Genomic DNA, 26,218 nt, shown 5'->3' with positions numbered 1-26,218 from the left:
TCGGCGCGCGTACCGCGCTACCCGATTGCGTGCGTCTGCCGCGCGACGTCGGCGGCGTACGGCGAGTAAGAGCCCGGATTGCCCGGAACCGAACTGCTCGCCCGGAGGTAGGCGCAGCTACAGGAAAGTGTCGCGGTCGTGAAGGATCGGCACTTCTGCTGCGGCGATCGGGTTTGGCGTAGTCGACTACTCGCGACTGGTGTCCGGTCGCCCCCGGAGACTGGCATTCGAATTCGATCTTGGCGCGTCGCAGCTCGCGCCAGCCACGCGGAGGTTCGTCATGGTCAGCGAAAAGTCGACAATTCCACCACCGGTGCCCGATCCACCGTCGTCGCGCCGCCTGCCGCCCGTCACCCGGCTGTTGGTCGCGGTCGCCGAGGCGCTCGATCGCGGTGTCGGCTGGTTCAGGTTGCCCACGCCGCTGGGGTTGGCCGTCCTGGTCGGCTTGCGCAGCCGCCTGCGCGCCGAGAATCTCTTCGACACCGGTCCGCATCCGGACGGACCGTTGCCCGCCGACGGGTCTGCTGTCGGCGCGCACATGTGCGCACGAACCGTCGACGGGACCTACAACGCGCTCGCCGAGCCGCGCACGGGTTCGGTCGGCTGCCGGTTCGGTCGCAACATCCCGCTGGAGTACACCTACCCGGAAGATTCCGACCGGATAATGGAACCCAGCCCGCGGCTCATCAGCCGGGATCTGTTGACCCGCGACCGATTTCAGCCTGCGACCACGTTGAATCTGCTGGCGGCGGCCTGGATTCAGTTCGAGGTCCACGATTGGCTCAGCCACGGTGACAGCGATACCGAGCCATGGACGATTCCGTTGACCGATCTGGATCCGTGGCCGGTGCCGCCCATGACGGTCCCGCGCACCCCCGCGGTCGCCAGCCCCGAACCCGAGGACCCCACGACTTACACGACCCAGGAATCCCATTGGTGGGATGCCTCCCAGATCTACGGCAGCACACCGAAATTCGCCGCAGCGCTGCGGACGAGGGAGAAGGGGCGACTCCAGGTCGACGAAGTGGGACTACCGCCGCTGGACGTGGAAGGCCTGCTGGACCTGTCCGGCACGGCGGCCAATGCCTGGGTCGGACTCGCTCTGTTGCATTCGCTGTTCATGCGCGAGCACAACGCGATCTGCGAGCGCCTGGCCCGCCGCTACCCCGATATGAGCGACGAGCAGCTCTACAACACCGCCCGCCTGGTCAACTCGGCATTGATCGCCAAGATCCACACCATCGACTGGACACCGGCCATCATCGCCCACCCCACCACCGTCGCCGCCATGCGCGCCAACTGGTTCGGCATCCTCGGGGAGCGAATCGCTCGCCGGTTCGGTCGCCTCAGCGGCAACGAAGTGTTGTGCGGCATACCCGGATCCGCCACCGATGACCACGGCGTCCCGTATTCGCTGACCGAGGAATTCGTCGCCGTGTACCGGATGCATCCCCTCATCCCCGACGACTTCGTGGTCCGCAGCCTGGCCGACGACAGTGTCGTCGCCGAGCACGAGTTGCCCGATCTCGGGGTCGCCCACATCCGCGAGCGTCTGGCCGAGACACCGATGGATGCGTTGTTCTACTCGTTCGGCCGCGCCAACCCCGGTGCGCTGACCCTGCACAACTATCCGGTGCACCTGCAGAAGCTCAGCCGCCCCGGCCACCCGCTGATGGATCTCGCGACCGTGGACATCCTGCGGGTCCGTGAACGAGGAGTACCGCGCTACAACGAATTCCGCCGCCAACTGCGGCTGCCACCCGCCACTTCGTTCGACGAGTTGACCGACAACGCGGTGTGGGCGCGTGAACTCGAGCGGGTCTACGGCGATGTGGAAGATGTCGATCTCATGGTCGGCCTCTACGCCGAGCCCAAACCACCCGGATTCGGTTTCAGCGATACCGCATTCCGCGTGTTCGTACTGATGGCCTCGCGGCGGTTGTCGGGTGACCGGTTCTTCACGACCGACTTCCGTCCCGAGATCTACACCGAGGCCGGTATGACGTGGGTCCGCGACAACACCATGCGCAGCGTCCTGCTGCGTCACTTTCCCACTTTGGCGCCCGCGCTCGACGGTGTCGCCAACCCGTTCGCTCCGTGGCGCAGCGTCGGCCCGCTGCGTGAGCCGGAAAGGAAACGACCGCGATGACCGACCTGACCGCACCGCGCACGACCACCCGCTCCTATCTTCGCTACCGCGACGACCTCGAACGGCCCCGGCCCGACGAAGATCGCGACATCGACAGGATCATCGCGGTGCTGCGCAGCAACAACGAACGCGCCTATCGCAAGCACAAGCACGGACTGCGCGACGCACACGCCAAGAGTCACGGCATCCTGCGCGGCGATCTCATTGTTCACCCCGGCCTGCCACCCGAACTGGCCCAGGGCTTGTTCGCCACCCCGGCTACCTATCCGGTCGTCGCCCGGCTGTCGAGCACCTCCGGCGTAATCCGCAGCGACCAGCTGCGCGGCGTGCGCGGGCTGGGAATCAAGGTGCTCGGCGTGGACGGGCCGCGCGCACTGCCCGGCGACGAGGCCACCACCCAGGACTTCATCATGGTCACCCACCGCGAATTCCTGTTCGCCGACGCCCACGCCTACTACACCCGGGGGATGCCCACCGCGTGGGTGCTGGCCCGGTTGCCCGATCCCGCCTTGCACACGGGCAGTACCGTCCTTTCCGCGCTCGACGCGCACGTGTTGCGGCGTATCGGACGTCCCCTGCCACCCAACCTGGGCGTGTTCGTACGGCCCAACACCCACATCCTGGGCGAAACGTTCTATTCCTCGGCACCGCTGCGCTACGGCGACTACATCGCCAAGATCCTCTACACCCCGGTCTCGCCGGAAGTCAGCGCCCTGACGGGGCAACCGGTGGACCACGACGCGGGCATCAATGCGCACCAGGACATGATCGTCGACTTCTTCGCCTGCCACAGCGCCGAATACGAGTTGCGCGTGCAGCTGTGCACCGACCTGGACACCATGCCGATCGAGGACGCCACCGTCGAATGGCCCGAAGCCGACTCACCGCACCGGACGGTGGCGACCATCCGCTTCGACCGCCAAGACCCATATACCCCGCAACGGCGTGCCTTCGGTGATGACGTGTTGTCGTTCAATTCCTGGCGCGGTCTGGCGGCCCACCGGCCACTGGGGTCGATCAACCGGCTCAAGCAGCGCGTGTACGAAGCTTCCAGCAACTATCGTCACAACGTCAACAACGCCCCACGGCTCGAACCCACCCCCGGCCAACTTCCACAATGACCACCGCGCCACCCGCGCCGTCGGTGGCAGGAGTCCGGTCCGGTACCGAGGCAGTGCGCTCGCCAGCGAAAACCCGTCGCAGCACCGGCGGGCAAGATCTAGAATTGTTGTTCATGGGGGAGCGCTGGCAACTACTCGATCGTCCTGTCGAATACGAGGCCGTTCGCACGGCGTTGACGAGCGGCGATGTCGGCGGTGTCGTGCTCGTCGGTGCCGCCGGGGTCGGCAAGACCACCCTCGCCCGACTCGTGACCTCGGCACTGGGCACCCCCGTCCGGTGGGCGGCTTGTACCGAGTCGTCCCAGGCTATTCCGCTGGGTGTATTCGCGCCGTGGGTCGCCCCGACCGCGTCTCGCGATCCCATCGCACTGCTCTGCTCGGCCAGGGAAAACCTACTCGTCCACCAAAACACCGTGATCGGCGTCGACGACGCGTACCTGCTCGACCAGCTCTCCGCGACCCTGCTGCACCAGATCGCCGTCGACCGCGCCGCGCCTATCGTGGCCACCGTCCGCTCCGGTGAACCCGTCCCCGATGCGGTCACTTCCCTGTGGAAGGACGGCTACCTCGAACGCGTCGAACTGGAACCACTGACCAAACGGCAGTGCGTCGCTCTGGTCGAGACCGTCCTGAGCGGCACCCTGGAAGGCCTCAGCGCCGACGTCATGTGGGAGTCATCGGGCGGAAACCCCCTCTTCCTGCGCAATATGGTCGAAGGCGCGGTCGAGGCGGGCACCCTGACCGAAGTCAACGGGGTATGGCAACTACGCGGACCCGCCGCGGTGCCCGCCGGGCTGGTGGCTCTGCTCGACGGCAGGCTCGCCCGGGTGGGCGAGCCGGTCCTGGAGACCCTGAAGATGCTGGCCCTCTATGAGCCACTCGACATCGACGTCCTCACCGACCTCGTGGGCGAGGACGCCGTGGACGCCGCCGAGATCTCCGGCTTGATACGCACCAGCCGCGACGGCCGGTCTGTCAGCGCCTGCTTCAGCCATCCGCTGCTCGGTGACGTGGTGCGCCGCCGAATCGGCACCGCCGCCGCACGCAAGCGGCGCGGCCGCATCGTCGAGCGGCTGCGCGAGCAGGATCTGAGTACCGCTGCCCATCGCATCAGACTGGCACAACTGTGCATCGACAGCGCCCAGTCCATCGACAACGACCTGTTGATCACCGCCGCCAAAGACGCTGTCGCCCTGTCCAATCTGCCGCTGGGCGAACGCCTCGCGCGTGTCGCATGCGAACGCGACGGCGGGCTGCCCGCGGCCGAAGTACTTTCCCGCGCCCTGCTGTGGCAGGGCCGACCGCAGGAAGCCGACAAGATCCTCGCCGACTTCGATCCAGACCGCCTCGATCAACTTCAACTCGTCCAATGGGGTGTTCCGCGAGCCAGCCTGCTGTTCTGGTGTGTGGGCGATGTCGAACGCGGCCATGAAATAATGGATCTGCTCGGCGACCGCGTCGAGCATCCCGCGCTGCGCCTCATCATCGATGCCGTGAACGCCACCATGGCGATACACGAGAACAAAATCGCGGTCGGCATCGAGGGCGCCGAAGCTGTTCTCGCCGATGCGAGCTCGCCGAAACAAGCTGTCGACTGGGCCGCGTTCGCCCTCGGCCTGGCGATGCCGGTCGCCGGGCGCGGCGCCGACTTCGCACCGATCGCGGCCCGCAGCCGGGCGCAGCAGAAGAACACCGACGGCATGATCCGGGTCATGGTGCGCTACGGCGATGTACTGTCACTGACAATCATCGGCGAACTCGACCTCGCCGAGCAGCGGGCCGCCGAATATAGCGAGTTCTCCTCCTCCGCACAGTTTCTCGGCTGGGCAATCGCCAAAATCGCGGGCGGTGTCGTCGCCACCTACCGTGGCCGCTTCCGCGAGGCGATCACCTCATTCGAACAAGCCCTCGCCGCACTCAACGCCGAAACCTCACTACCCTGGAAATTGCCTGCGCAGCTGATTCTGGCCCGCGCCTATGCGGCGCTGGGCGACTCCCAGCAAGCCGAACGGGTCCTCGGCGAGGCCGAGGAATACACCGGACCGCACTTGGCTCTGCACGAACCGCAACGCATGATCGCCCGCGCATGGCTGGCGGCGGGCTCCGGCAGTCAGCATTCCGCGGTCGAACTCGCCCGCCAGGCAGCAGCCATCGCCCACACCGCGGGCCAGTACGCATTGGAAGCCGAAGCCCTGCACCACGCCACCCGATTCGGCGACCGAACCCTCGCCGCACGGCTGGCCGCACTGGCCGACCGCGTGCAGGGACCGGTAGTGGCGATCTATGCCCGCCACGCCGCCGCCTTCGAAAACTCCGACACGCGTGCGCTTTCCGCGGTCAGTGTCGAATTCGAAAGCGCCGGACTGCTACTGGCAGCCGCCGACGCCGCCGCGCAAGCGGTTCCGATCCATGACCATGCGGGCCAACGCCGACTCAGCGCCCAGGCCGCGGCCCGCGCCCTCGACCTCGCCGCCCGGTGCGACGGAGCGACCACCCCCGCCATCGCATCCGCTGCCCACCCCTTGCCGATCACCGACCGCGAACGTGAGATCACCGCCCTCATCGCGCGCGGGCTGTCCAACCGCCAGATCGCCGAGCGGCTGTTCGTCTCGGTACGCACCGTCGAAGGCCACATCTACCGGGCCTGCACCAAACTCGACGCCGCCGATCGCGACCAACTCGCCAAACTGATCTGGGGCGACGTCACACGATAGCCACATGTGTGCAGGTGCGCCAGGTCGGGACATGATCAGCAGCTGCCCGAGCTTGCTTCCAAGGTGGTGTGGCCGCCGGTGAGGTGGACCGTGATGCCGGTTCCGGTGACTTTCAGTTCGTCGGCCCGCAGATTCAGTGGGTAGCTCTGCAGGCTTTCGGTGATGATGTCGATGACGTTTCCGGTCAGGTCGGTTGGAATGCCGCGGGTGGAGGCGGTGTCGATGTGGATCTTGTGGTCGACGATGGATGGACGTAGCTGGAGGTGGGCCAGGCCGCCGAGTGCGGTGACGTCGATGGTGCCGGTGCTCGGGTCCGAGGTGACTCCGGATACCAAGCCGCGCAACGTTTTCGCGATGCCGTCGTTGCCCCAGGTGGCATCGGCGGTGCTGTTGCCGACGGTGGCGCTGCGGCCGCCGTCGCTGAGTTCGATGTCGTTCAGTCGTGCGTGCACCCGCATGTCGACGGCGGGGCCGAAGCGGGCGTCGTCGCTGTCGACGATGACGTAGCGGATCCGGTTGTCGAAACGGGTGATCAGCAGCGGTTTCGGGCCGAAATGCACGGCGACGTCGGAGCCCAGGTCGTTTTCCACCTGTGCGGCGACGCAGCGTTGCGTTTCGTGCCGGTAGTAGATCTCGGCCGACCCGACGCCTGCCGCGGTCAGCGCGGTGACGACGCCGAGGCTCACGAGGACGGTTCGTAGCTTCCGCGGGCGTGGCGCGGTCGGCCGATCGGATTCGGTGATTTCTGTCGATCGTCGACGGAACATGCGGGACTCCAGTGTGGTGACGGTCATTGATGACGTTTTCGTCATCGCCCTTGACTGAGAGTGTGCTCATGACTGACGATATCGTCAATAGACGTGTTGCGGCGCACCTCCAGCGGTAACCGCGGCAATGCGTCAACGCAGAGTCAAAGCTTCGACCGACCTCGATTACCGGCCCGAAAGGTCGGTCTACCAGGAGTAACGATGAGTGGATCAGCACTGGACAGTGAATCGGCTGCCGTCGCGGCCGGTCGCGCCGGAACCGGCGGGATTCTCGTGGCGATGTGCACGTGCCTGGTGCTCGTGGTCGCGTCGGTCTCGGCGGTCAACCTGGCGATGCCGGAGCTGGCGGTGGACCTGTCGGCCTCGACGACCGCGCTGACGTGGATCGCCGACGCCTACACCGTCGCGCTGGCCGCGTTGGTGCTGCCGATCGGTGCGCTCGGCGATCGGCTCGGCCGCCGCAATGTCCTGATCGCAGGCACCGTGGTCTTCGCTCTCGGCTCGGCTGCGGCGGCATTCGCCGATACGACCAGCACGCTCATCGCCTGGCGCATCGTCATGGGCATAGGTGCGGCGATGATCATGCCTGGCACACTGTCGACGATCACCGCGGCTTTTCCGCCCGCCCAGCGCGACCGTGGGGTTGCGGTGTGGTCCGGTTTCGCCGCCGCCGGTGCCATTATCGGGCTTCTCGCGGCCGGTGGGCTGCTCGAAATATGGAGTTGGCGTTCGATTTTCGTCGCCAGCGCCGCCGTCGCGGTGATCGGCGGCCTGCTGGCAATCGCGTTGGCGCCGAACACGCGTGACGAAGAACGCCGCCCACTCGACCATCCGGGTGCGTGGACCAGTGCGGTCGCGATCGGCGCGCTGGTATACGGGATCATCGAGGGCAGCGAGGCCGGTTGGACCAGTGGCAAGGTGATCGGCAGCTTCGTCGTCTCCGTTGTCGCGCTGGCCATCTACGCATTCCTCGGATTCCGCAACCACCATGCGCTGCTGGACCCGCGACTGTTCGGTATCCGCGGCTTCCGTGCCGGTGCGGTCACCATCCTGGTCCAGTTCATGGCGGTATTCGGGTTCTTCTTCGTCGGCTTGCAATACCTGCAGTTGATCCTGGGTTACAGCGCTCTGAAGAGTGCGGTGGCGCTGATCCCGATCGCCGTCGTGGTCATGCCGGTCAGTGCTCTCACGCCGCGGCTGACCAAGAGCGTCGGCATCAAGGCCGTGTTGAGCGTCGGGCTCTTGCTGCTCGCGGGCGGGCTTTTCGCGCTGTCGTTCCTGCACGCCGACTCCGGGTACTTGCCCTTTCTCGGCGGCCTCGTCGTCGCCGGTCTCGGCATCGGTCTGACGAGTGCGGCGGGCACCGCGGTCATCGTCGGGTCGTTGCGCGCGGACCAGCAGGGAGTCGCCTCGGCGATGAACGACGCCACGCGCGAAGTCGGCGCGGCGGTCGGGATTGCCCTGATGGGTTCGGTGTTCAGCAGCCACTACAAATCATCGCTGCCAGCGCTCGACCAGGTTCCGCCCGAGGCCGCGCATGCGGTCGAATCGTCCGCGGCCGCGGGGTTGCAGGTGGCGACCCGCCTCGGTCCGCAAGGGGAGGCGCTGGCGGGGGCGGTTCGGTCGGCATTCATCGACGGTCTGTCCGCATCGCTGATCGCGGTCGGCGTCATCGTTGCCGTCGCTGCCTTCGGCGTCTCACTGCACGCGCCACACAACCAGACACCCGCCCAGTAACCCCACCACACAAGGAGCCGTATCCCTTGCAACCGTTCAGTATTCGCCGCGCATTCGCGATTCCCGCATCCGTCGCTCTGGTCGCCACCGGCGCATTTCTGGTCGCCGGATGTGACGGCGGATCCGGTGATGACAACGCATCACCGGTATCGACGCAGCCGTCCGTTGGCGGTGCCGCGGGGATGACCGTCGCCGCCGACAAGGCGGGGCACCCATGGGCGTCGGCCACGTCGGCCGCGATCAAGCCCGGGGTGCAGACCTACACGCAGGGCTCTGGGCAGTGCACCGCGAACTACGTATTCGTCGACGATTCCGGCAATGTCTATCTCGGCCAGGCCGCGCACTGCGCGAGCACCGGGGAAAGCAACGAGACCGACGGCTGCAGCGCCGCCAGCCTGCCGCTGGGCACACCGGTGACCATCAACCGTGCCGGGACACCGATGTCCAAGGGGGAGGTGATCGCCACCGGTGAACAGGTCTACAGCAGTTGGCTGACGATGCGGGCGGAAGGCGAAAGGGACCGAAATACCTGCGCCTACAACGACTTCGCGTTGGTGAAGCTCGCTCCCGAGGATGTGGCCGAGGTCAACCCGAGCCTGCCGTACTGGGGTGGCCCCGTCGATATCAACACCAGCGGCGCGAACACCGGCGATCGTGTCTACAGCTACGGCAACTCGAGCCTGCGTGGCGGACTGGCCGGACTGTCCCCGCAGACCGGCATCAGCCGGGCCGCCGATCCGGCCGACGGTGGCTGGAGCCACGCACTGAATTCCCCGACTCCCGGGATTCCGGGCGACAGCGGCAGTGCCTTCCTCGATCGCGCGGGCCGCGCCCTCGGCACCTTGTCGACGCTGGGCTTCGCGTTGCCCATCGTCAACAACATCGGTGATATCAACCACGAACTCACTTACGCCCGAACACATTCCGGCATTGCCGGACTCGCACTCGTGCTCGGCACCGAACCATTCGACCCGAACCGCTGAGGGAGCTCGTAGTCATGATCAAGCAAAAGGTCCGCGACGCAATGTGATCCGCGTCGTATACGACAGCCGCTGCGAAGTCCTGTCCGGGCGGCGGCGCAGCGGTGGCTTCGAGGATGGCGCATGGCACCTGTCGTCCGGCACGTCGAGGCAGGTGAACCCGTCGTCGTGATCGCGCACCCGCCGACGGCCCGATCGGTGGTGGTACCTGTCCGGCTTCTTGTGGTCGGCTAAATAGTGGGTGAACAGATCGCCCCGCTGTAGCAGACGGGATGCGCGCGCATGAAAATGGCTGGGTGAGCGCTGAACTGATCGTGCTTTTGATCGTGATAGTGACCGCGTTGGCCTTCGATTTCACCAACGGGTTTCACGATACCGCCAATGCTATGGCGACTTCGATCGCTACCGGTGCGCTGAGCCCGCGGGTAGCGGTTGGTATGTCGGCCGTGCTCAACCTGGTCGGAGCCTTCCTGTCGGTCGAGGTTGCCAAGACGGTGTCGGGTGGGCTGCTGAATATCGGCAATGTGCACCACATGGAGTTGCTGCACATTGTGTTCGCCGGTCTGGTCGGCGGGATTCTATGGAATCTGTTCACCTGGCTGTTCGGTATTCCGTCGAGTTCCTCGCATGCGCTGTTCGGTGGTCTCATCGGTGCTGCGGTGGCTGCGCTCGGCACCAGTGGGGTGATCTGGACCGGGAACGAGAAGACGGGTCTGATCAGCAAGATCCTGGTGCCCGCGCTGTTGGCGCCCTTCGTTGCCGCACTCGTGGCCGGGCTCGGCACCTTCCTGGTCTATCGTCTGACGCGTCGATCGGTCGAGAAGAAGGTCAACGACGGGTTCCGTTGGGGCCAGATCGGATCCGCCGCGCTCGTCTCGCTCGCACACGGTACGAATGATGCGCAGAAGACCATGGGCGTCATCTTCATGGCGCTCGTCGCGCACGGCACGTTCACCAATAGCGACTCGATTCCGCTGTGGGTCAAGATCTGTTGTGCGGTCGCGATCGCCGCGGGCACCTACCTCGGCGGCTGGCGCATTATCCGCACCCTCGGCAAGGGGTTGGTCGAGCTCGATCCGCCGCAGGGGTTCGCGGCCGAATCATCCTCGGCCGCAATTATTCTCACGTCCGCACAGTTCGGACTTCCGCTCTCGACGACGCAGACCGCGACCGGTTCGATCCTCGGTACCGGGCTCGGTAAGCCGGGCGCGGAGGTGCGCTGGGGTGTTATGGGCCGGATGGTTGTCGCGTGGCTGTTCACGCTCCCGCTCGCGGGTCTGGTCGGCGCGGTGTGCTGGTGGATCGCCGATCTGGTCGGCGGCCTGGGCGGTGTGCTCATCGACTTCGCGATTCTGATCGCGATGTCGGCCTACATGTACCTGCGGTCGCGGCGCGATCCGGTCGACACCAGCAATGTCAATGACGAATGGGAAGGTGGGCTCACGCCTGCGTCCAACGTCGAGACCAAGGCCGGCGCGTCGGTCTGAGGAGGTTGGATTCATGGATACGTTCACCGCTATCGCCAAGTCGCTGGGCGAGGTGACTCTGATCGCCGTTCTGCTGGGGACCGGATTACCGGTGATCTTCGCGACCGGGATTCGGCTCTGGTCGATGGAGCCCGCCACCGCTGGTGGCGCCGGTGCGCGCAACCAAGTCGCGCAAGTCGTCGCGTATCTCTGCTTCGCGATTGTCATCGTCGCGGTGGTCCTCGGAATCCTGTATATCGCAAAGGATTTCATCAGCCACACCTTCGACATCCAGCTGTTCGGCGCCAAACCTCCCAAGAAATGAACTCATGACATCCAAAGCATCCATCCTCGGATCGGTTCTGAACTGGCTGCGTGCCGGGTATCCGCACGGTGTCCCACCAGAGGACTACGTCGCGTTGTTCGCCGTGCTGCACCGCAAGCTGACCGAGGACGAGGTCGGTGAGGTTGTCGAACAATTGATCGCAGCGGATACCGATGGCGTGATCGACCGTGGGCAGGTCCAGGACGCGATCAGCAAACTCGCGCACGAGAAGCCGGGCGAGGATGATGTGAATCGGGTCGCGGCCCGGCTCGCCGCCGTGGGGTGGCCGCTGGCACACCCCTCCGACGCCTGATACCCCCTATGGCTCTATCCGATCTCCTCACCAGAATCGTCGCGTGGCTGCGTGCCGGATATCCGCACGGCGTGCCGGATCCGGACTATGTGCCGTTGCTGGCCCTGCTCTCGCGGCGACTGCCCGAAGCGGATGTGCGGCAGGTCGCGGACGCGCTGATCGAGCAGGGCGCCATACCGGCCGATCGGGTCGATGTCGGCGTGCTCATCACCAAACTGACCAATGAGATGCCACTCGAATCCGATATCGCCCGCGTCCGAGCGCATTTGCAGGCCGCGGGCTGGCCGATCGATGACGCATGGCCCGATCCGGACGGGGAAGAAGCCTGACCGACCCCGCACGGACCGGCCGGTGTCATGCCAGGTCGGTGGCGATGATCTTTTCGATATTGCGTTCCGCGAGACCGGTAATCGTCAGGAAGGGATTGACGCCGGTGTTGCCCGGAATCAGCGATCCGTCGACGACGTAGAGCCCGGAGTATCCGTTGAGGCGGCCGTAGTTATCGGTGGCCTGGCCGAGTACGCAGCCGCCGAGGGGGTGGTAGACGAAATCGTCGCCCCAGACCTTGTAGACGCCGAACAGATCGGTCCGGTAAATCGTGCCCGCCTTGGAATTTATGGCATCGAAGACGCGTTTCGCCGCATCGATCGAGGGTTGGGTGTATGACGCCTGCCAGGATAGATCCACCCCGCCGGTGGACGAGTTGTAGGTGAACTTGGCGCGGTTGGGGTTCTTGGTGATCGCCAGATAGAGGTTCACGCCGTTCTCGGTACTCGTTGGGAACGGGGCGATTTCGGCGAATACCGGACCATTCGCATCGGCCCAGTTGTCGATGCCCATGCAGGGAATCGCGGATTGGAGCGCGCCGGTCAGATCCAGTCCGGCCCGGCCGACCATCACATTGCCGTTATTGCCCCAGCCCGCGCCGACCGAGTCGGCCAGGTTGGGCAGCTTGCCCAGCGCCTTCATGGTGACGAGCAGCTTGCTCGTGCCGACGCTGCCCGCCGCGAAGAAGACCTTGTCCGCGGTAACCGTCTTGGTCGCCACCGTATTGCCGAGTACGTCGATCTGCGTGATGACCACCGTGTAGCCGCTCGCGGCCGGTGTCACGCTGGTGACCTTGTGCAGTGGCGAGATGCTCAGGTTGCCGGTTGCGGCGGCCACCGCCAGATAGGTCTTGTCGAGTGAGCGCTTTCCGTAGTTGTTGCCATAGATCACCTCACCGCCCAGCGCCGAGCGAGTGACGGTATTCGCCTGCTCCTTCTGCATATAGCTGAAGTCGTAGACATTGGGCACGAATGTCGTTGTGTAGCCTGCGTTATTGGCGGTTGTGCGACTGACCCGCGCGTATTTGTAGCATTCCGCGGATTCGAACCAGGCCGAGTCGACATTGTTGACCCCGAGCGCGGCCTGCGCCCGGGGAAAGTAGGTGGAGTACATCGTCGTCGCGTCGACCGACGGCAGAATCTGTTGGAAGTAGTCCTGTTTCGGCAGTGGAGCCATACCACCGTTGACCAGCGAGCCGCCGCCCACCCCGCGGCCCTGGTACACCCGCGTCGCCGCGAAATGCTCCGAATCGAGCACACCGGCGTCGCTCGGGCTGATGTCTCGGTTGATATCGGCCCCGACGAAATGGTTGACCGGCTGCTCGGTTCTGGTCCGGAACCAATACGAGCGCTCGTCCGGATCGAGCATGGTGCAGAAGACTTTTCCGTCCGAACCGGGTGTGGTCCAGTTCTGGCCCATCTCGATCATCGCCACCTGCTTGCCCGCCTGACACAAGCGCAACGCGGCGACCGCGCCGCCGTAGCCGCTGCCGATGATCAGATTCGGTACGTGATCTCCGTTGCCGATGGGTGCCGCCGACGCCTTGGCGGTCCACGCGGCCGGGCTGAGCGCCATCGCCCCGGCCGTAATTGCAGTGCCCGCCAAGAATTTCCGGCGATTCATCCCTTGGCGAACGCCGGTGTTGGCCGAGGGGCGTCGGTCGTACATGAGCGAAAACCTTCCGATGTGAGGCGTAGGAGAGTGCCTCGAGTCGGCAGACTGTAACAGGTTCTAGTTGAGATTTGAGCAAATTCCGATGTTGATGTGTCAAACCTGGACGGAGCACTTCCGCCGAAGTATTGATGGATCAATGGCATTGGGGTGCAATGAAGTTCGAGCACAGCACCGATCGCATCGGAAGTGCCGCCGAATAATCGCGGGACAGCTGATTCCGCGGCTCAGGAGTCCAGGTGTCGGCTCCGCAATCGGTACTCGAATATGCCGCGTGGTTCACCTGGCCCGAAATACTGGTCGTCATGTTCGACGAATTCGAACCCGGCCTGCTTGAACAAGGCCGCCGCAGGCTGGTTGTCCGGGCGCACCGTCAGGTAGACCACGTCGGCCCCATCCGCCCGGCACTGCTGCAGCATGTGGTTGAGCAGGGCGCGACCGTAGCCTTTGCCCTGGTGTTGCCGGAGCACCGCGAACGTGAACAGGAGGGCCCGGCCCGCCTTGTGCAGTGTCAGCGCGTAGCCGATCACCCTGCCGTCCAGCTCGGCGACCAGCCAGTCGGATCCGTGCAGGTCATACAGCTGTCGCAGCATCAGAAACAGATATGGCTCGGCGAATACCTCGGCCTCGATGGCCGCGATATCTTCGATATCGGCGAAGCGTGCCTGCCGGTATTGCGGCTGCGGCGCTCTTACGATGTCCATGAGCTTCCTAGTGCCGGGGCATAGGTCATCGCGGACCACTGCACCAAGAACGATACGCGGCTGACCCGCGCCTGTGAGAACGGCCGGGGGCCGGTTGCGGCGGCAGGGGCGGTTGTCCGTTCGAGGTTTCTTGTGCGCCAATGATTTTCGGAAATTTGGGTGTCGCCAGCGTGTCGCGCGGGCGCAGTCGTGACAAGTCCAGACAGATCCGAGGTGTTGTTCCGCTGCGACATAGTCTGGCCTTCGTCGGGCGGTGTCGAATTCGGGAGGTGGCAGATGTCGAGTCTCCGAGCTGTCGTCGTCGCGAGCATTGTGGGTTGCTCGCTGCTTATGGGGCCGGTGCCTGTACATGCCGACCCGGCCGAAACCCCGGTCGCGCCGGTGTCGCCCGGCCCGTCCGACCTGCAGCGGTGGATCGATGCCCATATCCCCGCGCCATCGTTCCCGCCCGCCGCGTCACCGCCGTCGGGTGTGTTGCCCGCGGACCTGGCGGCGCTGTGGCAAGCGGTACGGTCCGCGCCATCGGGGGATCGGATGTTCGACGAGTGGCCGGATGGGCTCGATCGTCTCGCTCCCGGCGATATTGTCGAGGCGCGAGATGTGACAGCGACTTCTGCGCTGCTGGCGATCGTGCCGATTCAGCGTGCGATCCTGCTGAAGTTCCGCACGACGGACGCCTCCGGCGTGCCATCCTTCGGCACCGCGACCTTGGTGATTCCCGCCGCCGCATGGACGGGTCCGGGGGATCGGCCGGTGCTGGTGAACGCGGTGCCGATCAATTCGCTCGGGCTCAGCTGCACGCCGAGCTACGCGATGGCGCACGGATTGCACAGCAAGTTCAATGCGGGGGATCTGTTTCCGCCGAACACAGCCTGGGGCCTCAGCCGCGGCTATGCGGTGCTGATTCCCGATCACGAGGGGCCATGGATGGCCTACGCCGAACCGAAGGTCGCCGGGCACCTGGTGCTGGATTCCATTCGCGCGGTGCGCAATGTGGTGCCGACAGAGTTCACGGGCAGCCGCTTCGCGATCACCGGGTATTCCGGTGGCGCGATCGCATCGTATGCGGCTGCGATGCTGCTCGACGAGTACGCCCCGGAACTGTCCGGTGCGGTGGTCGGGGCGGCCATGGGTGGACTCGTGACCGACTATCGCATGGTCGCCAGCCGCTTCAACGGCAACTCCGCATCCGGCATTCTGCTGATAGTCGCGCTGGCGATGGGCCGGGAGCATCCGGCGATTCTCGGCTATATGAATCATTTGGCGCAGTGGTTGGCGACCTCACCTATCAAGGACACCTGCGGTGACAGCAATGGCCCGCTCGGCGTGGTCGGCATTCCCGTCGATGCCGCTGCCAATATCAGCAATCCGCTGACCAGCGATATCGCTGATCGGATCTTCGGGCGGCTCAGCCTGTCCGACCGTAGGTCGGGCGCGCCGCTCTACATCTATCACGCCGCCAGCGACATCTGGATCCCGCAGCAAAACGGCGACGATCTCTACCGCGCCCAATGCGCGCGCGGCGTCCCCGCGGTACACCGCACCGAACCCGGCGAGCACGTCATTGCCCTGGTTACCGGCTTTCCCGGGGAGATCGGCTGGATCGATGGACGTTTGCGGGGCGAGCCCGCCCCGAGCGAATGCCCCGCGCCACCAGTTGCGCATCGGTGAACTGCCGCACGAACACATCCGGTTCCGAGCCATCGGCAGCATCAAGGCAGCCCGCCACGCGGTGAAAGTCGATACCGGCTACCACAATGACCTGTCGGGTGAGGGCGCTAGCGGCGAGCGTCGCGGCCGAGCAATGCGAGCAGGTGGATCTGCGGCGAGGAGTGCGGAGGTACGTCGATTCCGGGGCCGACAAGGCCAGCGGCGGCGAGCATCGGCTGGGTTTGCTGCGCGCCGGGTAGCAGCGCGGTGACGAGTTGCTCGTCAAGGTTCTCGTCGACGCCGATGGCGCGAGCCAGGTCCCAGGTATGTGCGGTGGTATCAGTTGTCATCATCAACGCGTACTTGCCGATGGTCAGCTGGCTGTTCGGTGCTTGCCGGTCCAGGACACCCGGGATGTCCCATATTTCGCGCAGCATCGGGGTGAGGTCGTGCCAGCCGGTCACTGGATCGGAGTTTTCGGGCAGGGTGATGCTTACCATGGCGGCCAGTCGGCGGTGATTATTTATGACATGGTCGACCAGCGCGCGTACGTCCCATTCGGTGCACGGCGTCGGGGCATCCCATTGCTCAGGCTTGACGGCAGACAATGCCACGCCGAATCGATCGACCGCCGCTATGTATAGTGCTGCGACATCCATCTTGGTTGGTCCTCAATGCGATTGGCCGAGACAGCTCCGTGGTACCTGGCATGGAGCGTAGCAGTCACACTTTGACGAGGGCCGAATCTGGTCCCAGACCACTGAGCTGTCGGCCAAAGCGACTATGAGACAACAAATACAACTATTGGCGACGCCGCTCGCGTTCGACCGGGCGACCAGGAAGACTAGTGCGCGGCGGTTGCGAAAGGTGTTGCTACAGGCGTGGGTTCGGTTCGGTGGGGGTGCGTCCACAGGCTGCGGCGTTCCAGGATGGGCAGTACCCCCTCGCCGAACCAGTAGGCCTCTTCGATATGTGGGTAGCCGGAGAGGATGAAGTGGGTGACGCCGAGGTCGGCGTACTCGATCAGGCGGTCGGCGACCTCTTCGTGTGAGCCGACCAATGCGGTGCCCGCCCCGCCGCGGACCAAACCGACGCCCGCCCACAGGTTCGGCGCGATCTCCAGTCGATCGGTGCGCCCGCCGTGCAGATCCAGCATTCGGCGCTGGCCTTCGGATTCGCTGCGCGCGAGACTGGTTTGCACGCGGGCGATTTCGGCGGGGTCGAGGCCGGACAGCAGTCGATCGGCGACGGCCCAGGCCGCTTCGGAGGTGTCGCGGCTGATGACATGAATGCGTAGGCCGTAGCTGAGTTCTCGGCCTTCGGCAGCGGCGAGTGCGCGGATCCAGTCGAGTTTCTTGCCCACCGCGGCGGGTGGTTCGCCCCAGGTGAGGTAGGTGTCGGCATAGCGGGCCGCGACCGGTCCGGCCGGTCCGGAGGAGCCGCCGAAGAAGATCGGTGGGATCGGGTCCGGATGGTTGTTGAGCAGGGCATCGCGGATCTGAATGTGGGTGCCCTCGAAGCTGATCGGCTCGCGGGACTCCCACAGGTCGCGCACGACGTGCAGGAATTCGGCGGTGCGGGCGTAGCGCTGTTCCTTATCGAGGAAATCGCCGTAGGCCTGTTGTTCGTGCGGTTCGCCGCCGGTTACCACATTCAGCAGCAGGCGCCCGCGGGAGTGACGCTGGTAGGTCCCGGCCATCTGCGCGGCCAGCGTCGGGCTGACCAGTCCGGGGCGAAACGCCACCAGGAACTTCAGCGTTTCGGTGGTTTCGACGAGCATGGCGGTGGTCAGCCAGGCATCCTCGCACCACGCGCCGGTCGGGGTGAGGACCGCCTCGAAACCGTTGTCCTCGGCTGCCGCGCCGATTTGGTTGAGGTAGCGTAGCGAGGCCGGTCGGTCACCGGACATCGAAGTGCCGTGACCACCGGCGATCAGGCCACGCGAATCGCCGTAGGTGGGCAGAAACCAATGGAACGACAGTGACATCGACAACTGCTCCTCGCCGGTTCGGATGCCGTTTTCAAGCACGGATGACCGCGATGCTGCCAGCGTCGCCGAGCGCTGTCACCGGTTGAAATCTGCGTGGTTCTTACCCCCTACCAGCGTGTTTCGATCGCAGTGCGGATAACTGGTGAGCTGACATCGGGTCCGCGCGATCGTGGGGTGATGACATCCATCGACGCGAAATCCACCACAGACTCCGACCTGGATGCGATCTTCGGACCGATCTTCGACCGCATCGCGCAGGGCGCGGTCGAGCGCGAGATCGATCGTCGGCTGCCCTTCGAGGAGGTGGGCTGGCTGCGCGAGGCCAAATTCGGTGCGCTGCGGGTCCCGGTCGAATTCGGCGGCTACGGCGTCACGGTGCGACAGCTGTTCCGGTTGCTCATCGAATTGGCCGCCGCCGAATCGAATCTGCCGCAGGCGTTGCGGGTGCACTTCTCCTTCGTCGAGGACCAGTTGCTCGCCGAACCGGGGGAGCACCGTGCGCATTGGCTGCAGGCCGTGGCCGGGGGCACGCTCGTCGGCAATGCGATCACCGAGCCGGGCGTCGGCGCGGTCGACCATTACCGCACGCGGCTGACCAAGGATGGTGATCGGTGGCTGCTCAACGGCACCAAGTACTACAGCACCGGCTCGCTCTACGCGGACTACATCCTCGCGGCGGCCGATCGCGATGGTGAGCGGGTCGGCATACTCGTCGACGCGAATGCCGACGGCGTTCGCCAGCACGACGACTGGGACGGCTTCGGGCAGCGGCTGACGGCAAGCGGTACAACGGAATTCGCTGATGTCGCGGTCGAGCCGGAGCGCATTCTCGGACCCGGCTACGGCGCGCCGGGACCGACTTACGCGACTTCTTACCTACAGCTGGTCCAGCTGTCGGTGCTTGCCGGAATCGCGAAGCGAGCCGAGCGCGATGCCCGCGAATGGGTGGCGGCACGCACCCGCGGCTACACCCATTCGGCCGCCGATCTGCCACGCCAGGATCCATTGGTGCAGCAGGTGATCGGACGACTCTCCGCGGCCGCATTCGCTGCCGAAGCCACTGTGCTCGCCGTCGCCGATGTGCTCGACAAGGTGCTCGCGGGCGGTGCGCAGGACGAAGAGTCCATCGTGGCAGCGGAACTCGCCGCCGCACAGGCACAGCTAGCGGTCATCGATCTCGTATTGCCTGCCACCACACTGCTGTTCGAGGTAGGCGGCGCATCGGTCGTTTCCGAGCAGCTACGCCTGGACCGGCACTGGCGCAATGCCCGCACCATCTCGGTGCACAATCCGGCCATCCAAAAGGCGAGGGCGATCGGCGATTATCTGCTGAACGGCACCCAGCTGCCGTTCGCGTGGAGCGCGGGTGAGCGCACGCCCGCCACGGGAGAGCAGCAGTGACGCGCCGCATTCGCTTCAACGCATTCGATATGAACTGCGTCGCCCACCAATCACCCGGTCTGTGGCGACATCCCGACGATCAATCGCATCGGTACAAGGAACTGAGCTACTGGACCGAGTTGGCAAAGCTGTTGGAGCAGGGGCGTTTCGACGGCATCTTCATCGCCGATGTGCTCGGCACCTATGACGTGTACGGCGGCAACGATATTGCCGCGCTGCGTCAGGGCGCCCAGATTCCGGTGGCCGATCCGCTGCTGCTGGTCTCGGCAATGGCGGCGGTGACCGAACATCTCGGGTTCGGTATCACCACCGGAACCGGCTTCGAGCACCCCTATCCGTTCGCGCGTCGGCTTTCCACTCTCGATCACCTCACCGACGGGCGCATCGGCTGGAATGTGGTGACCGGCTATTTGCCATCGGCCGCACGGAATTTCGGGGCAGACGACCAGCTGGACCACGATGAGCGCTACAACCAGGCCGACGAATACCTGGAGGTCCTGTACAAGCTGTGGGAGGGCTCATGGGAGGACGACGCGGTGGTTCGCGATGCCGCGCACGGCATCTACGTCGACCCGGCGAAGGTGCATCACATCGGCCATCGGGGTACGCACTATCAGGTGCCGGGTATCCATCTCTCGGAGCCGTCGCCGCAGCGGACGCCGGTGATCTACCAGGCCGGTGCATCACCGCGCGGTGTGCGCTTCGCCGCCGAGAACGCGGAGGCGATATTCGTCGCGGGGCCTTCGAAACGGATTCTGGCACAGACTGTTTCCCGCATCCGTGACGCACTCGAGGCGGCGGGCCGGGATCGGTATTCGGCCCGCATCTACGCACTGGCCACGATCATCACCGACACCACCGACGAGGCGGCGCACGCCAAACGCGAGGAATACCTGTCCTACGCCAGCGTCGAGGGCGGGCTGGTCTTCATGTCCGGCTGGATGGGCATTGATCTGTCGAGCTATGAGCTGGACGATCCCATCGGCCAAGTGCAGAGCAATGCCATTCAGTCCGCTGTGGCCGCCTTCCAGGAATTCGACGACGACGGCCGGGAATGGACCGTCCGCGATATCGGCCGCTGGGCCGGGATCGGCGGTATGGGACCGGTTTTCGTCGGCTCGGGTGTCACGGTTGCCGACCAACTGCAGGACTGGGTCGCCGGAACCGACCTGGACGGCTTCAACCTGGCCTACGCCATCACCCCGGGCAGTTTCGAAGATATTGTGCACCATGTGGTTCCGGTGCTCACCGAGCGCGGCGCCTACGCCGCGGAATACACACCGGGCACTCTGCGAAACGCCTTGTTCGACAGAGGAGATCGGTTGCCGCAAGAGCACCCCGGTGCTCAGTATCGCGTCGGCGGGGCATTGTCGACGGCGCTGCCCGATGCTGTATCGCGGCCGGGCGCCACCGTCACAGTCACTTAATCGAGCGAATTCAGGAAGGCCTGGGCGATGGATTCCAGGCCTTCCCTGTCGATATCGTCGAAGCGGTTGGGTTGCGGACTGTCGAGATCGAAGACGCCGACGAGGGCATCGTCACGCACCAACGGAACCACGATTTCCGAGCGAGTATCGGCATCGCAGGCGATATGGCCTGGGAATGTGTGTACGTCGGGCACCAGTTGCGTTTCCCGGGTCTCGGCGGCGGTACCGCAGACACCCTTGCCGATGGCGATGCGCACGCAGGCCGGTTTGCCCTGGAATGGTCCGACGACCAATTTCTGTCCGTCGTAGAAATAGAATCCGACCCAATTCACCTCGGTGAGCGCATGGAAGACGAGCGCGGCCAGATTCGCGGCATTCGCGATCCGGTCGGTCTCGCCCGCGACCAGCGCCTCGACTTGTGCGACGAGCTGACGGTACTGTTCGGACCGGTCACCGGTCAGTTCGGAAACAGTGAACGACATGGCCGAATCCTAGAACGGCCACGACCGGTGGCGCGCACTGCGATCGCGAATTCCACGTCACCCCATTGATTCTCGATGATCGCAACACTGCAATCTACGCGGCCCTGGACGGACCATGATTGGCATGACATCGCAGAATTCCCGCTCCACACGTTCGGCCGCGGTAATCGGCGCCGGTCAAACCGGCGTCACTGCGGCACTAGGATTACTCGACGCCGGATTCGACGTCACGCTCTACAGCGACCGCGATCAGCGTTCGTTGCGCGACGATGTACCGGCCACCGGTACCGCGCTCGAATTCGGGGAGACCCAACAAGCCGAATCCGCACTCGGCCTGGATACCTACACCGGCCGCGCGCCCCGGCATACCGGGCTCAGCGTCCGCATCGCCGGACCCGAGCGCGAGGAATTGATCCAATTCGACGGTCATTTCGACGGATATGCTGGAGTCGCGGTCGATACCCGTTTGAAGGCCGACGAACGGCTGACCGCGTTCCTGGAACGCGGCGGACGTTTCGTCGTCGAGCAGGTAACCCCCGACAAACTCGACGCCATTGCCGCGACCGCCGATCTCACGCTGGTCGCCACCGGACGCGGCGGCCTGTCCGACCTTTTCGCGATCGACCGGACACGCACACCGTACGACGCACCGCAACGGTCGCTGCTCACCGTCACCGTGACCGGGATCGGCCACGACGAAAGCGTTTTCGCGCACCGCAGCCGAGCCGGTGGCGCGCACAGCGGCTTCTCCATCTTCGCCGAGCAAGGCGAGGGCTGGTGGGGGCCGTATCTACACAAGGACGTGGGCCCGAGCTGGGCGTTCCTCGGCTGGGCGCGGCCGGGCAGCGAATGGGAAAGCCGGTTCGCCGCAGCGGATTCAGCCGAATCGGCGCATCGGATCGTGCAGGATCTGTACCGCGATTTCATCGATTGGGATCTGCCCGAGGTGCTCGAAACCCGGGTGATCACAGAGGATCCGCATTCCTGGCTCAAAGGTGCGGTCCGGCCGGTGGTCCGGTCCGGAGTCGGGCGCACTGCCGGTGGCCATGTGGTGGCCTCGCTCGGCGACACCTCGGTTGCCTACGACCCGATCGCGGGGCAGGGTGCGCAGAGCGGGCTGATCCAGGCGCAGCGACTGGTCGCGGCGGCCGCCGTGCACGAGGGTCCGTTCGACGAGGACTGGATCGGCGCGCAGTACGCGGCATTCCTGGCCGCGCGCGGAGATGCGGCGAATAAGGTCACCCGATTGTTCCTCGGCGATCCGGAATTGGCGGATATCGGCAATCAGCTCTTCGCCGCGGCCGCGGTCGAACCGCGCTTCGCGAGTGCGCTCGTCGGGCTGCTGCACCGCCCGCAGCCTTTCCTCGGTGTCGATTCGCTCGACGCGGCCGCCGAATTCATCACTCGGATCACCGGCGAGGATGCGGCGGCACTGCTCGGACGGTTCACTCCGGCCGGTCGGTTCAGCCGATCCGGATACAGCCTCGCCAACGCCTGATCGCTACACCGATCCGATCGCACAGATTCAAACCCTCCTGCCGGTGGGCTTGCGGTGCTGGAGTGGAAGGGGCGCATGGTGCGCCCCTTCCTGGCGATAGACGGTTCCCCGACACCAATGGAGTAAGCATGACCACAGAGCACATCGCCGATCAGATCCGGTTCGCCTACTGGGTGCCGAATGTCAGCGGGGGGCTGGTCACCAGCGATATCGAACAGCGCACCAGCTGGGACTTCGAGTACAACAAGAAGTTGGCGCAAACCGCGGAGCACAGCGGTTTCGATTACGCGCTGTCCCAGGTCCGCTACACCGCCTCCTACGGTGCGGAATACCAGCACGAATCGACTTCATTCAGCCTCGCGCTGCTCGGTGCCACCGAGCGGCTGAAGGTCATCGCCGCGATCCATCCCGGACTCTGGCATCCGGCCGTGCTGGCCAAATTCGGCGCCACCGCCGATCACCTCTCCAATGGCCGCTTCGCCATCAACGTCGTATCCGGTTGGTTCGCAGGGGAATTCACCGCACTCGGCGAGCCATGGCTCGAGCACGACGAACGGTACCGGCGCAGCGCCGAATTCCTCGAGGTGATCCGCAAGATCTGGACAGAGGATGATGTCAACTACGGCGGCGATTTCTACCGCATCCGCGATTTCACGCTGAAGCCGAAGCCGCTGAACACCCCCGAACGTCCGAACCCCGAACTGTTCCAGGGTGGGAACTCGACGGCGGCGCGCCGCAATGGTGGTCGCTACGCCGACTGGTACTTCTCCAACGGCAAGGATTTCGACGGCGTCACCGAACAATTGGATGAACTGCGCACCATCGCCCGCGACACCGAGAAGGAAGCGCGCGACACCCTGCGCGAAATCATCGAGAAGGCGAACAAGCCCGCGGTGGAAGGCTTCCGGGACGCGGTGCAGCAGGCCGGTGCGTCCACGAAAGACCGCAAGGGGATGTGGGCGGATTCGACGTTCGAAGATCTCGTGCAGTACAACGACGGATTCCGCACCAAGCTGATCGGCACACCCGAACAGGTCGCCGAGCGCATCGTCGCCTACAAGGAACGCGGTGTCGACCTGATTCTGGCCGGTTTCCTGCACTTCCAGGAGGAGGTCGAGTACTTCGGCGCGAAGGTGCTGCCACTGGTCCGCGAACTGGAGGCCGCACGCACACCCGCCACTGTGGGGCACTGATGACCGCCGTCGCCGCCGATCGGATCGAGTCCGCAGCACACGCGTATTCGGTTGCGGCACAGCTTGCTTCGGAGTTCGCCGTCGGCGCGGCGGCCCGCGATCTCGGCCGCGAGCTGCCCTTCGCCGAGGTGGATCGACTCGCGGCGAGTGGGTTGCTCGCGATAACCGTGCCCGCGGACTTCGGGGGCGTGGATCTGGCGCCGAGTGCGGTGGCGGAGGTGGTGCGGATTCTGGCGGCCGCGGATCCGAATATCGCGCAGATTCCACACAGCCACTTCATATACCTGAACCTGTTGCGGCTGGCGGGTGCCGCTGATCAGCAGACGCGCTACTTCGGGCAGGCGCTGGCGGGTGCTCGGATTGCCAATGCGCAGTCCGAACGTGGCACCGCGACTGTCGCCGATATCGCGACGACAGTGCGGCCGGTGGGCAATCGATTCCGCATCGATGGCGTCAAGTTCTACTGTACAGGTTCACTTTTCGCGGATCTGCTCGCGGTGCTCACCCGGTTGGACGATCCGCAGGGGCACAGCGGACTGCCTGCGGGGGAGTACATCGCGTATCTACCGGCTGATACTCCGGGCGTGCGAATCATCGACGACTGGAACGGCATCGGTCAGCGCACCACCGGTAGCGGAACCATCGAATTCGCTGAGGTGCTCGTCGAACGAGATCAATTGATCGCCCGTTCGGCGGCGGTGCACGCGCCCACCGGATACGGTGCCTATGCCCAACTGCTGCATGCGGCGATCGACACCGGCATCGCCCGTGGTGCACTCGGTGCCGCAACGGAGTTCGTGCGCACCTCGAGTCGGCCGTGGTTCGAATCCGGTGCCGAAAGGGCGATCGATGACCCGCTGCTGATCCAGCGTTTCGGTGAGCTGTCGGTAGCCGTGACTTCCGCCGAGGCCACGCTCACCGCCGCCGGTGTGGCCGTCGACGCCGCGATTCGTGACGCCGAATTCGTCGCTCCCGCATCACTTGCCGTGGCAACGGCCAAGGTGGCCGCCGATCGCGCGGCCAACGAGGTATCGGCCGCATTGTTCGAGGTCGGCGGAACACGCAGTGCCGCAGCTGATCTGAACCTGCATCACTTCTGGCGCAATGCCCGAACCCACACGTTGCACGACCCGGTCCGGTGGAAATATCAGCACATCGGCCGGGCATTACTGCACGAGACCGCGCCACCGTTGCACGGCGTGATCTGATCGAGCGAGGAGAGGATACGGAAGTGACAATTACCGTCGTCGTCGGGAATCCGAAGCCAGCCTCTCGTACCCTGACCGCGGCGACGCTGGTCGCCGCGGGATTACGTCCGGACGTGGAACCGGAGGTGATCGATCTGGTCTCCTTCGGCGCGAGCCTGCTGTCCTGGGGTGATCCCGAGGTCGCGGCCGCCGTTCGCGCAGTGGCTGATTCGGAGCTGGTGGTCTTCGCAAGTCCCACCTTCAAGGCCACCTACACCGGTCTGTTGAAGCTGTTCCTCGAACAGTTCGACGGCGGCACCGGACTGGCCGATGTGGTGACGGTCCCGCTCATGCTCGGCGCGGGCCCGGCGCACGCACTCGCCCCGGATCTGCTGCTCAAGCCGGTGCTGGTCGAACTCGGCGCGACGGCGGCACTGCCCGGCCTCTACCTGTCGGACAGCACATTTTCCGAAGACGGCGCCATCGAGCGCTACACCGAACGCTGGCGCCCGGTCGCCGCGGCTCTCGCCTCGAAAGTGGCCGATCATGCATGAGCTCTTCGAATTTCCGTCCGGCGGCTCCGGCCTACGTCGTGTCTTCGCCAGCTTTCCCAGCGGTGTCGTCGCGGTATGCGCCGAAATCGAAGGTACGCCATACGGTTTGGCGGTGAGCACCTTCGTTCCGGTCTCGCTGGACCCGCCACTGGTGTCGTTCTGCGTGCAGAACAGCTCGGCGACGTGGCCGAAACTGGATACCGCCACGCACCTCGGGCTGAGCCTGCTCGGCACCGACCAGGAACACGCGGCTCGGGCACTGAGCAACCGCAACGGCAACCGCTTCCACAATGTGGATGTGCACCGCGGCGCGGCCGATGCGATCTTCATCGACGGTGCGACGGCGTGGATCGAGGGCGCGGTCGAAGCCCGCATCCCCGCGGGCGACCATACGGTGGTCATCCTGCGGATCAACCGGCTCGCCGCCCGCGCCGAGGCCGAACCACTGATCTTCCACGGCAGCAAGTTCCGCAGCCTGCATCCGCACCGGGAGATCACCGAGATCGCGAGCTGAGGGCTGCGACCGACTCGGGAGCGTCGCGGTGTTCGTGGATGCCGATGA

General features: G+C 65.2%; 23 protein-coding genes. 17 read left to right on the top strand and 6 right to left on the bottom strand.

Features of this window, described 5'->3' with window-relative positions:
- Window positions 1-280: 280 nt before the first annotated feature.
- The 3 genes from NP3_RS05050 (at window position 281) to NP3_RS05040 (ending at window position 5,984) form a co-directional block, all read left to right on the top strand.
- Entirely contained in the window at window positions 281-2,149 is a 1,869-nt protein-coding gene (locus NP3_RS05050; protein ID WP_084508185.1) for a peroxidase family protein, read from the top strand.
- Complete coding sequence (locus NP3_RS05045) at window positions 2,146-3,270, top strand: catalase family protein (RefSeq protein ID WP_063038175.1); 1,125 nt, start codon at window positions 2,146-2,148, stop codon at window positions 3,268-3,270. The genes NP3_RS05050 and NP3_RS05045 overlap by 4 nt, the downstream gene beginning before the upstream one ends.
- 113 nt (window positions 3,271-3,383) lie before the next feature.
- The gene (locus tag NP3_RS05040) at window positions 3,384-5,984 is read left to right on the top strand and encodes a helix-turn-helix transcriptional regulator (RefSeq protein WP_063038282.1); all 2,601 of its coding nucleotides are present in this window, start codon (window positions 3,384-3,386) and stop codon (window positions 5,982-5,984) included.
- Window positions 5,985-6,019: 35 nt separating this feature from the next.
- Here NP3_RS05040 and NP3_RS05035 read toward each other — a convergent pair whose 3' ends face one another.
- Window positions 6,020-6,778 (bottom strand): LmeA family phospholipid-binding protein, encoded by a 759-nt coding sequence (locus NP3_RS05035; protein WP_245720816.1) that lies wholly within the window; start codon window positions 6,776-6,778, stop codon window positions 6,020-6,022.
- Between the two features lie 174 nt (window positions 6,779-6,952).
- Between NP3_RS05035 and NP3_RS05030 the strand changes: the two genes are divergently transcribed.
- From NP3_RS05030 to NP3_RS05005, 6 genes are all read left to right on the top strand, one after another.
- Complete coding sequence (locus NP3_RS05030) at window positions 6,953-8,488, top strand: MFS transporter (protein ID WP_063038173.1); 1,536 nt, start codon at window positions 6,953-6,955, stop codon at window positions 8,486-8,488.
- Between the two features lie 26 nt (window positions 8,489-8,514).
- Window positions 8,515-9,471, top strand: coding sequence for a trypsin-like peptidase domain-containing protein (locus tag NP3_RS05025; RefSeq protein WP_063038171.1), 957 nt, complete (start codon window positions 8,515-8,517; stop codon window positions 9,469-9,471).
- Window positions 9,472-9,764: 293 nt separating this feature from the next.
- Complete coding sequence (locus NP3_RS05020) at window positions 9,765-10,955, top strand: inorganic phosphate transporter (RefSeq protein WP_063038278.1); 1,191 nt, start codon at window positions 9,765-9,767, stop codon at window positions 10,953-10,955.
- Between the two features lie 13 nt (window positions 10,956-10,968).
- On the top strand, window positions 10,969-11,259 hold the full coding sequence (locus NP3_RS05015; RefSeq protein WP_063038169.1) for a hypothetical protein: 291 nt from the start codon (window positions 10,969-10,971) through the stop codon (window positions 11,257-11,259).
- 4 nt (window positions 11,260-11,263) lie between these two features.
- Complete coding sequence (locus NP3_RS05010) at window positions 11,264-11,572, top strand: DUF3349 domain-containing protein (protein WP_063038167.1); 309 nt, start codon at window positions 11,264-11,266, stop codon at window positions 11,570-11,572.
- A gap of 8 nt (window positions 11,573-11,580) precedes the next feature.
- On the top strand, window positions 11,581-11,901 hold the full coding sequence (locus tag NP3_RS05005; RefSeq protein WP_063038165.1) for a DUF3349 domain-containing protein: 321 nt from the start codon (window positions 11,581-11,583) through the stop codon (window positions 11,899-11,901).
- A 25-nt stretch (window positions 11,902-11,926) separates the two neighbouring features.
- Here the strand turns inward: NP3_RS05005 and NP3_RS05000 are convergent, their stop codons facing one another.
- On the bottom strand, window positions 11,927-13,567 hold the full coding sequence (locus NP3_RS05000; protein WP_084508150.1) for a GMC oxidoreductase: 1,641 nt from the start codon (window positions 13,565-13,567) through the stop codon (window positions 11,927-11,929).
- Window positions 13,568-13,797: 230 nt separating this feature from the next.
- Window positions 13,798-14,274, bottom strand: a complete 477-nt coding sequence (locus NP3_RS48910; protein WP_063038161.1) for a GNAT family N-acetyltransferase — start codon at window positions 14,272-14,274, stop codon at window positions 13,798-13,800.
- A gap of 276 nt (window positions 14,275-14,550) precedes the next feature.
- Here NP3_RS48910 and NP3_RS04990 point away from each other — a divergent pair, with 276 nt between their 5' ends.
- The gene (locus tag NP3_RS04990) at window positions 14,551-15,945 is read left to right on the top strand and encodes a lipase family protein (protein ID WP_063038159.1); all 1,395 of its coding nucleotides are present in this window, start codon (window positions 14,551-14,553) and stop codon (window positions 15,943-15,945) included.
- Window positions 15,946-16,052: 107 nt separating this feature from the next.
- Here the strand turns inward: NP3_RS04990 and NP3_RS04985 are convergent, their stop codons facing one another.
- Window positions 16,053-16,583, bottom strand: a complete 531-nt coding sequence (locus NP3_RS04985; RefSeq protein ID WP_063038158.1) for a TIGR03086 family metal-binding protein — start codon at window positions 16,581-16,583, stop codon at window positions 16,053-16,055.
- A gap of 185 nt (window positions 16,584-16,768) precedes the next feature.
- The gene (locus NP3_RS04980; RefSeq protein WP_063038276.1) at window positions 16,769-17,911 is read right to left on the bottom strand and encodes an LLM class flavin-dependent oxidoreductase; all 1,143 of its coding nucleotides are present in this window, start codon (window positions 17,909-17,911) and stop codon (window positions 16,769-16,771) included.
- A 180-nt stretch (window positions 17,912-18,091) separates the two neighbouring features.
- Here NP3_RS04980 and NP3_RS04975 point away from each other — a divergent pair, with 180 nt between their 5' ends.
- Together NP3_RS04975 and NP3_RS04970 are read left to right on the top strand one after the other, a co-directional pair.
- On the top strand, window positions 18,092-19,315 hold the full coding sequence (locus tag NP3_RS04975; protein WP_063038157.1) for an acyl-CoA dehydrogenase family protein: 1,224 nt from the start codon (window positions 18,092-18,094) through the stop codon (window positions 19,313-19,315).
- Entirely contained in the window at window positions 19,312-20,742 is a 1,431-nt protein-coding gene (locus NP3_RS04970) for an LLM class flavin-dependent oxidoreductase (RefSeq protein ID WP_063038156.1), read from the top strand. The genes NP3_RS04975 and NP3_RS04970 overlap by 4 nt, the downstream gene beginning before the upstream one ends.
- On the opposite strand, the gene msrC is transcribed toward NP3_RS04970, so the two are convergent.
- Window positions 20,739-21,224 carry a free L-methionine (R)-S-oxide reductase MsrC gene (gene msrC / locus NP3_RS04965; protein WP_063038155.1) on the bottom strand — a complete coding sequence of 162 codons (486 nt, stop codon included), beginning with the start codon at window positions 21,222-21,224 and terminating at the stop codon, window positions 20,739-20,741. The two genes, NP3_RS04970 and msrC, sit on opposite strands and share 4 nt — an antisense overlap.
- A 124-nt stretch (window positions 21,225-21,348) precedes the next feature.
- Here msrC and NP3_RS04960 point away from each other — a divergent pair, with 124 nt between their 5' ends.
- The 5 genes from NP3_RS04960 to NP3_RS04940 all read left to right on the top strand — a co-directional run bounded on the left by NP3_RS04960 (window position 21,349) and on the right by NP3_RS04940 (window position 26,170).
- Window positions 21,349-22,722, top strand: a complete 1,374-nt coding sequence (locus NP3_RS04960; protein ID WP_063038274.1) for a styrene monooxygenase/indole monooxygenase family protein — start codon at window positions 21,349-21,351, stop codon at window positions 22,720-22,722.
- A gap of 128 nt (window positions 22,723-22,850) precedes the next feature.
- Window positions 22,851-23,915 carry a dimethylsulfone monooxygenase SfnG gene (gene sfnG / locus NP3_RS04955; protein ID WP_063038153.1) on the top strand — a complete coding sequence of 355 codons (1,065 nt, stop codon included), beginning with the start codon at window positions 22,851-22,853 and terminating at the stop codon, window positions 23,913-23,915.
- Window positions 23,915-25,123 (top strand): SfnB family sulfur acquisition oxidoreductase, encoded by a 1,209-nt coding sequence (locus NP3_RS04950; RefSeq protein WP_063038151.1) that lies wholly within the window; start codon window positions 23,915-23,917, stop codon window positions 25,121-25,123. The genes sfnG and NP3_RS04950 overlap by 1 nt, the downstream gene beginning before the upstream one ends.
- A 23-nt stretch (window positions 25,124-25,146) precedes the next feature.
- The gene (locus NP3_RS04945; RefSeq protein WP_063038149.1) at window positions 25,147-25,656 is read left to right on the top strand and encodes an NADPH-dependent FMN reductase; all 510 of its coding nucleotides are present in this window, start codon (window positions 25,147-25,149) and stop codon (window positions 25,654-25,656) included.
- Window positions 25,649-26,170: a flavin reductase family protein gene (locus NP3_RS04940; RefSeq protein ID WP_063038147.1), complete on the top strand. Its 522-nt coding sequence runs from the start codon at window positions 25,649-25,651 to the stop codon at window positions 26,168-26,170. Before NP3_RS04945 ends, NP3_RS04940 begins: the two co-directional genes overlap by 8 nt.
- The last annotated feature ends 48 nt before the right edge of the window (window positions 26,171-26,218 follow it).

The sequence above is a fragment of the Nocardia pseudovaccinii NBRC 100343 genome (genome assembly GCF_001613225.1).
Lineage (GTDB): Bacteria > Actinomycetota > Actinomycetes > Mycobacteriales > Mycobacteriaceae > Nocardia > Nocardia pseudovaccinii.
This window is presented reverse-complemented; position numbering and strand designations above follow the sequence as displayed.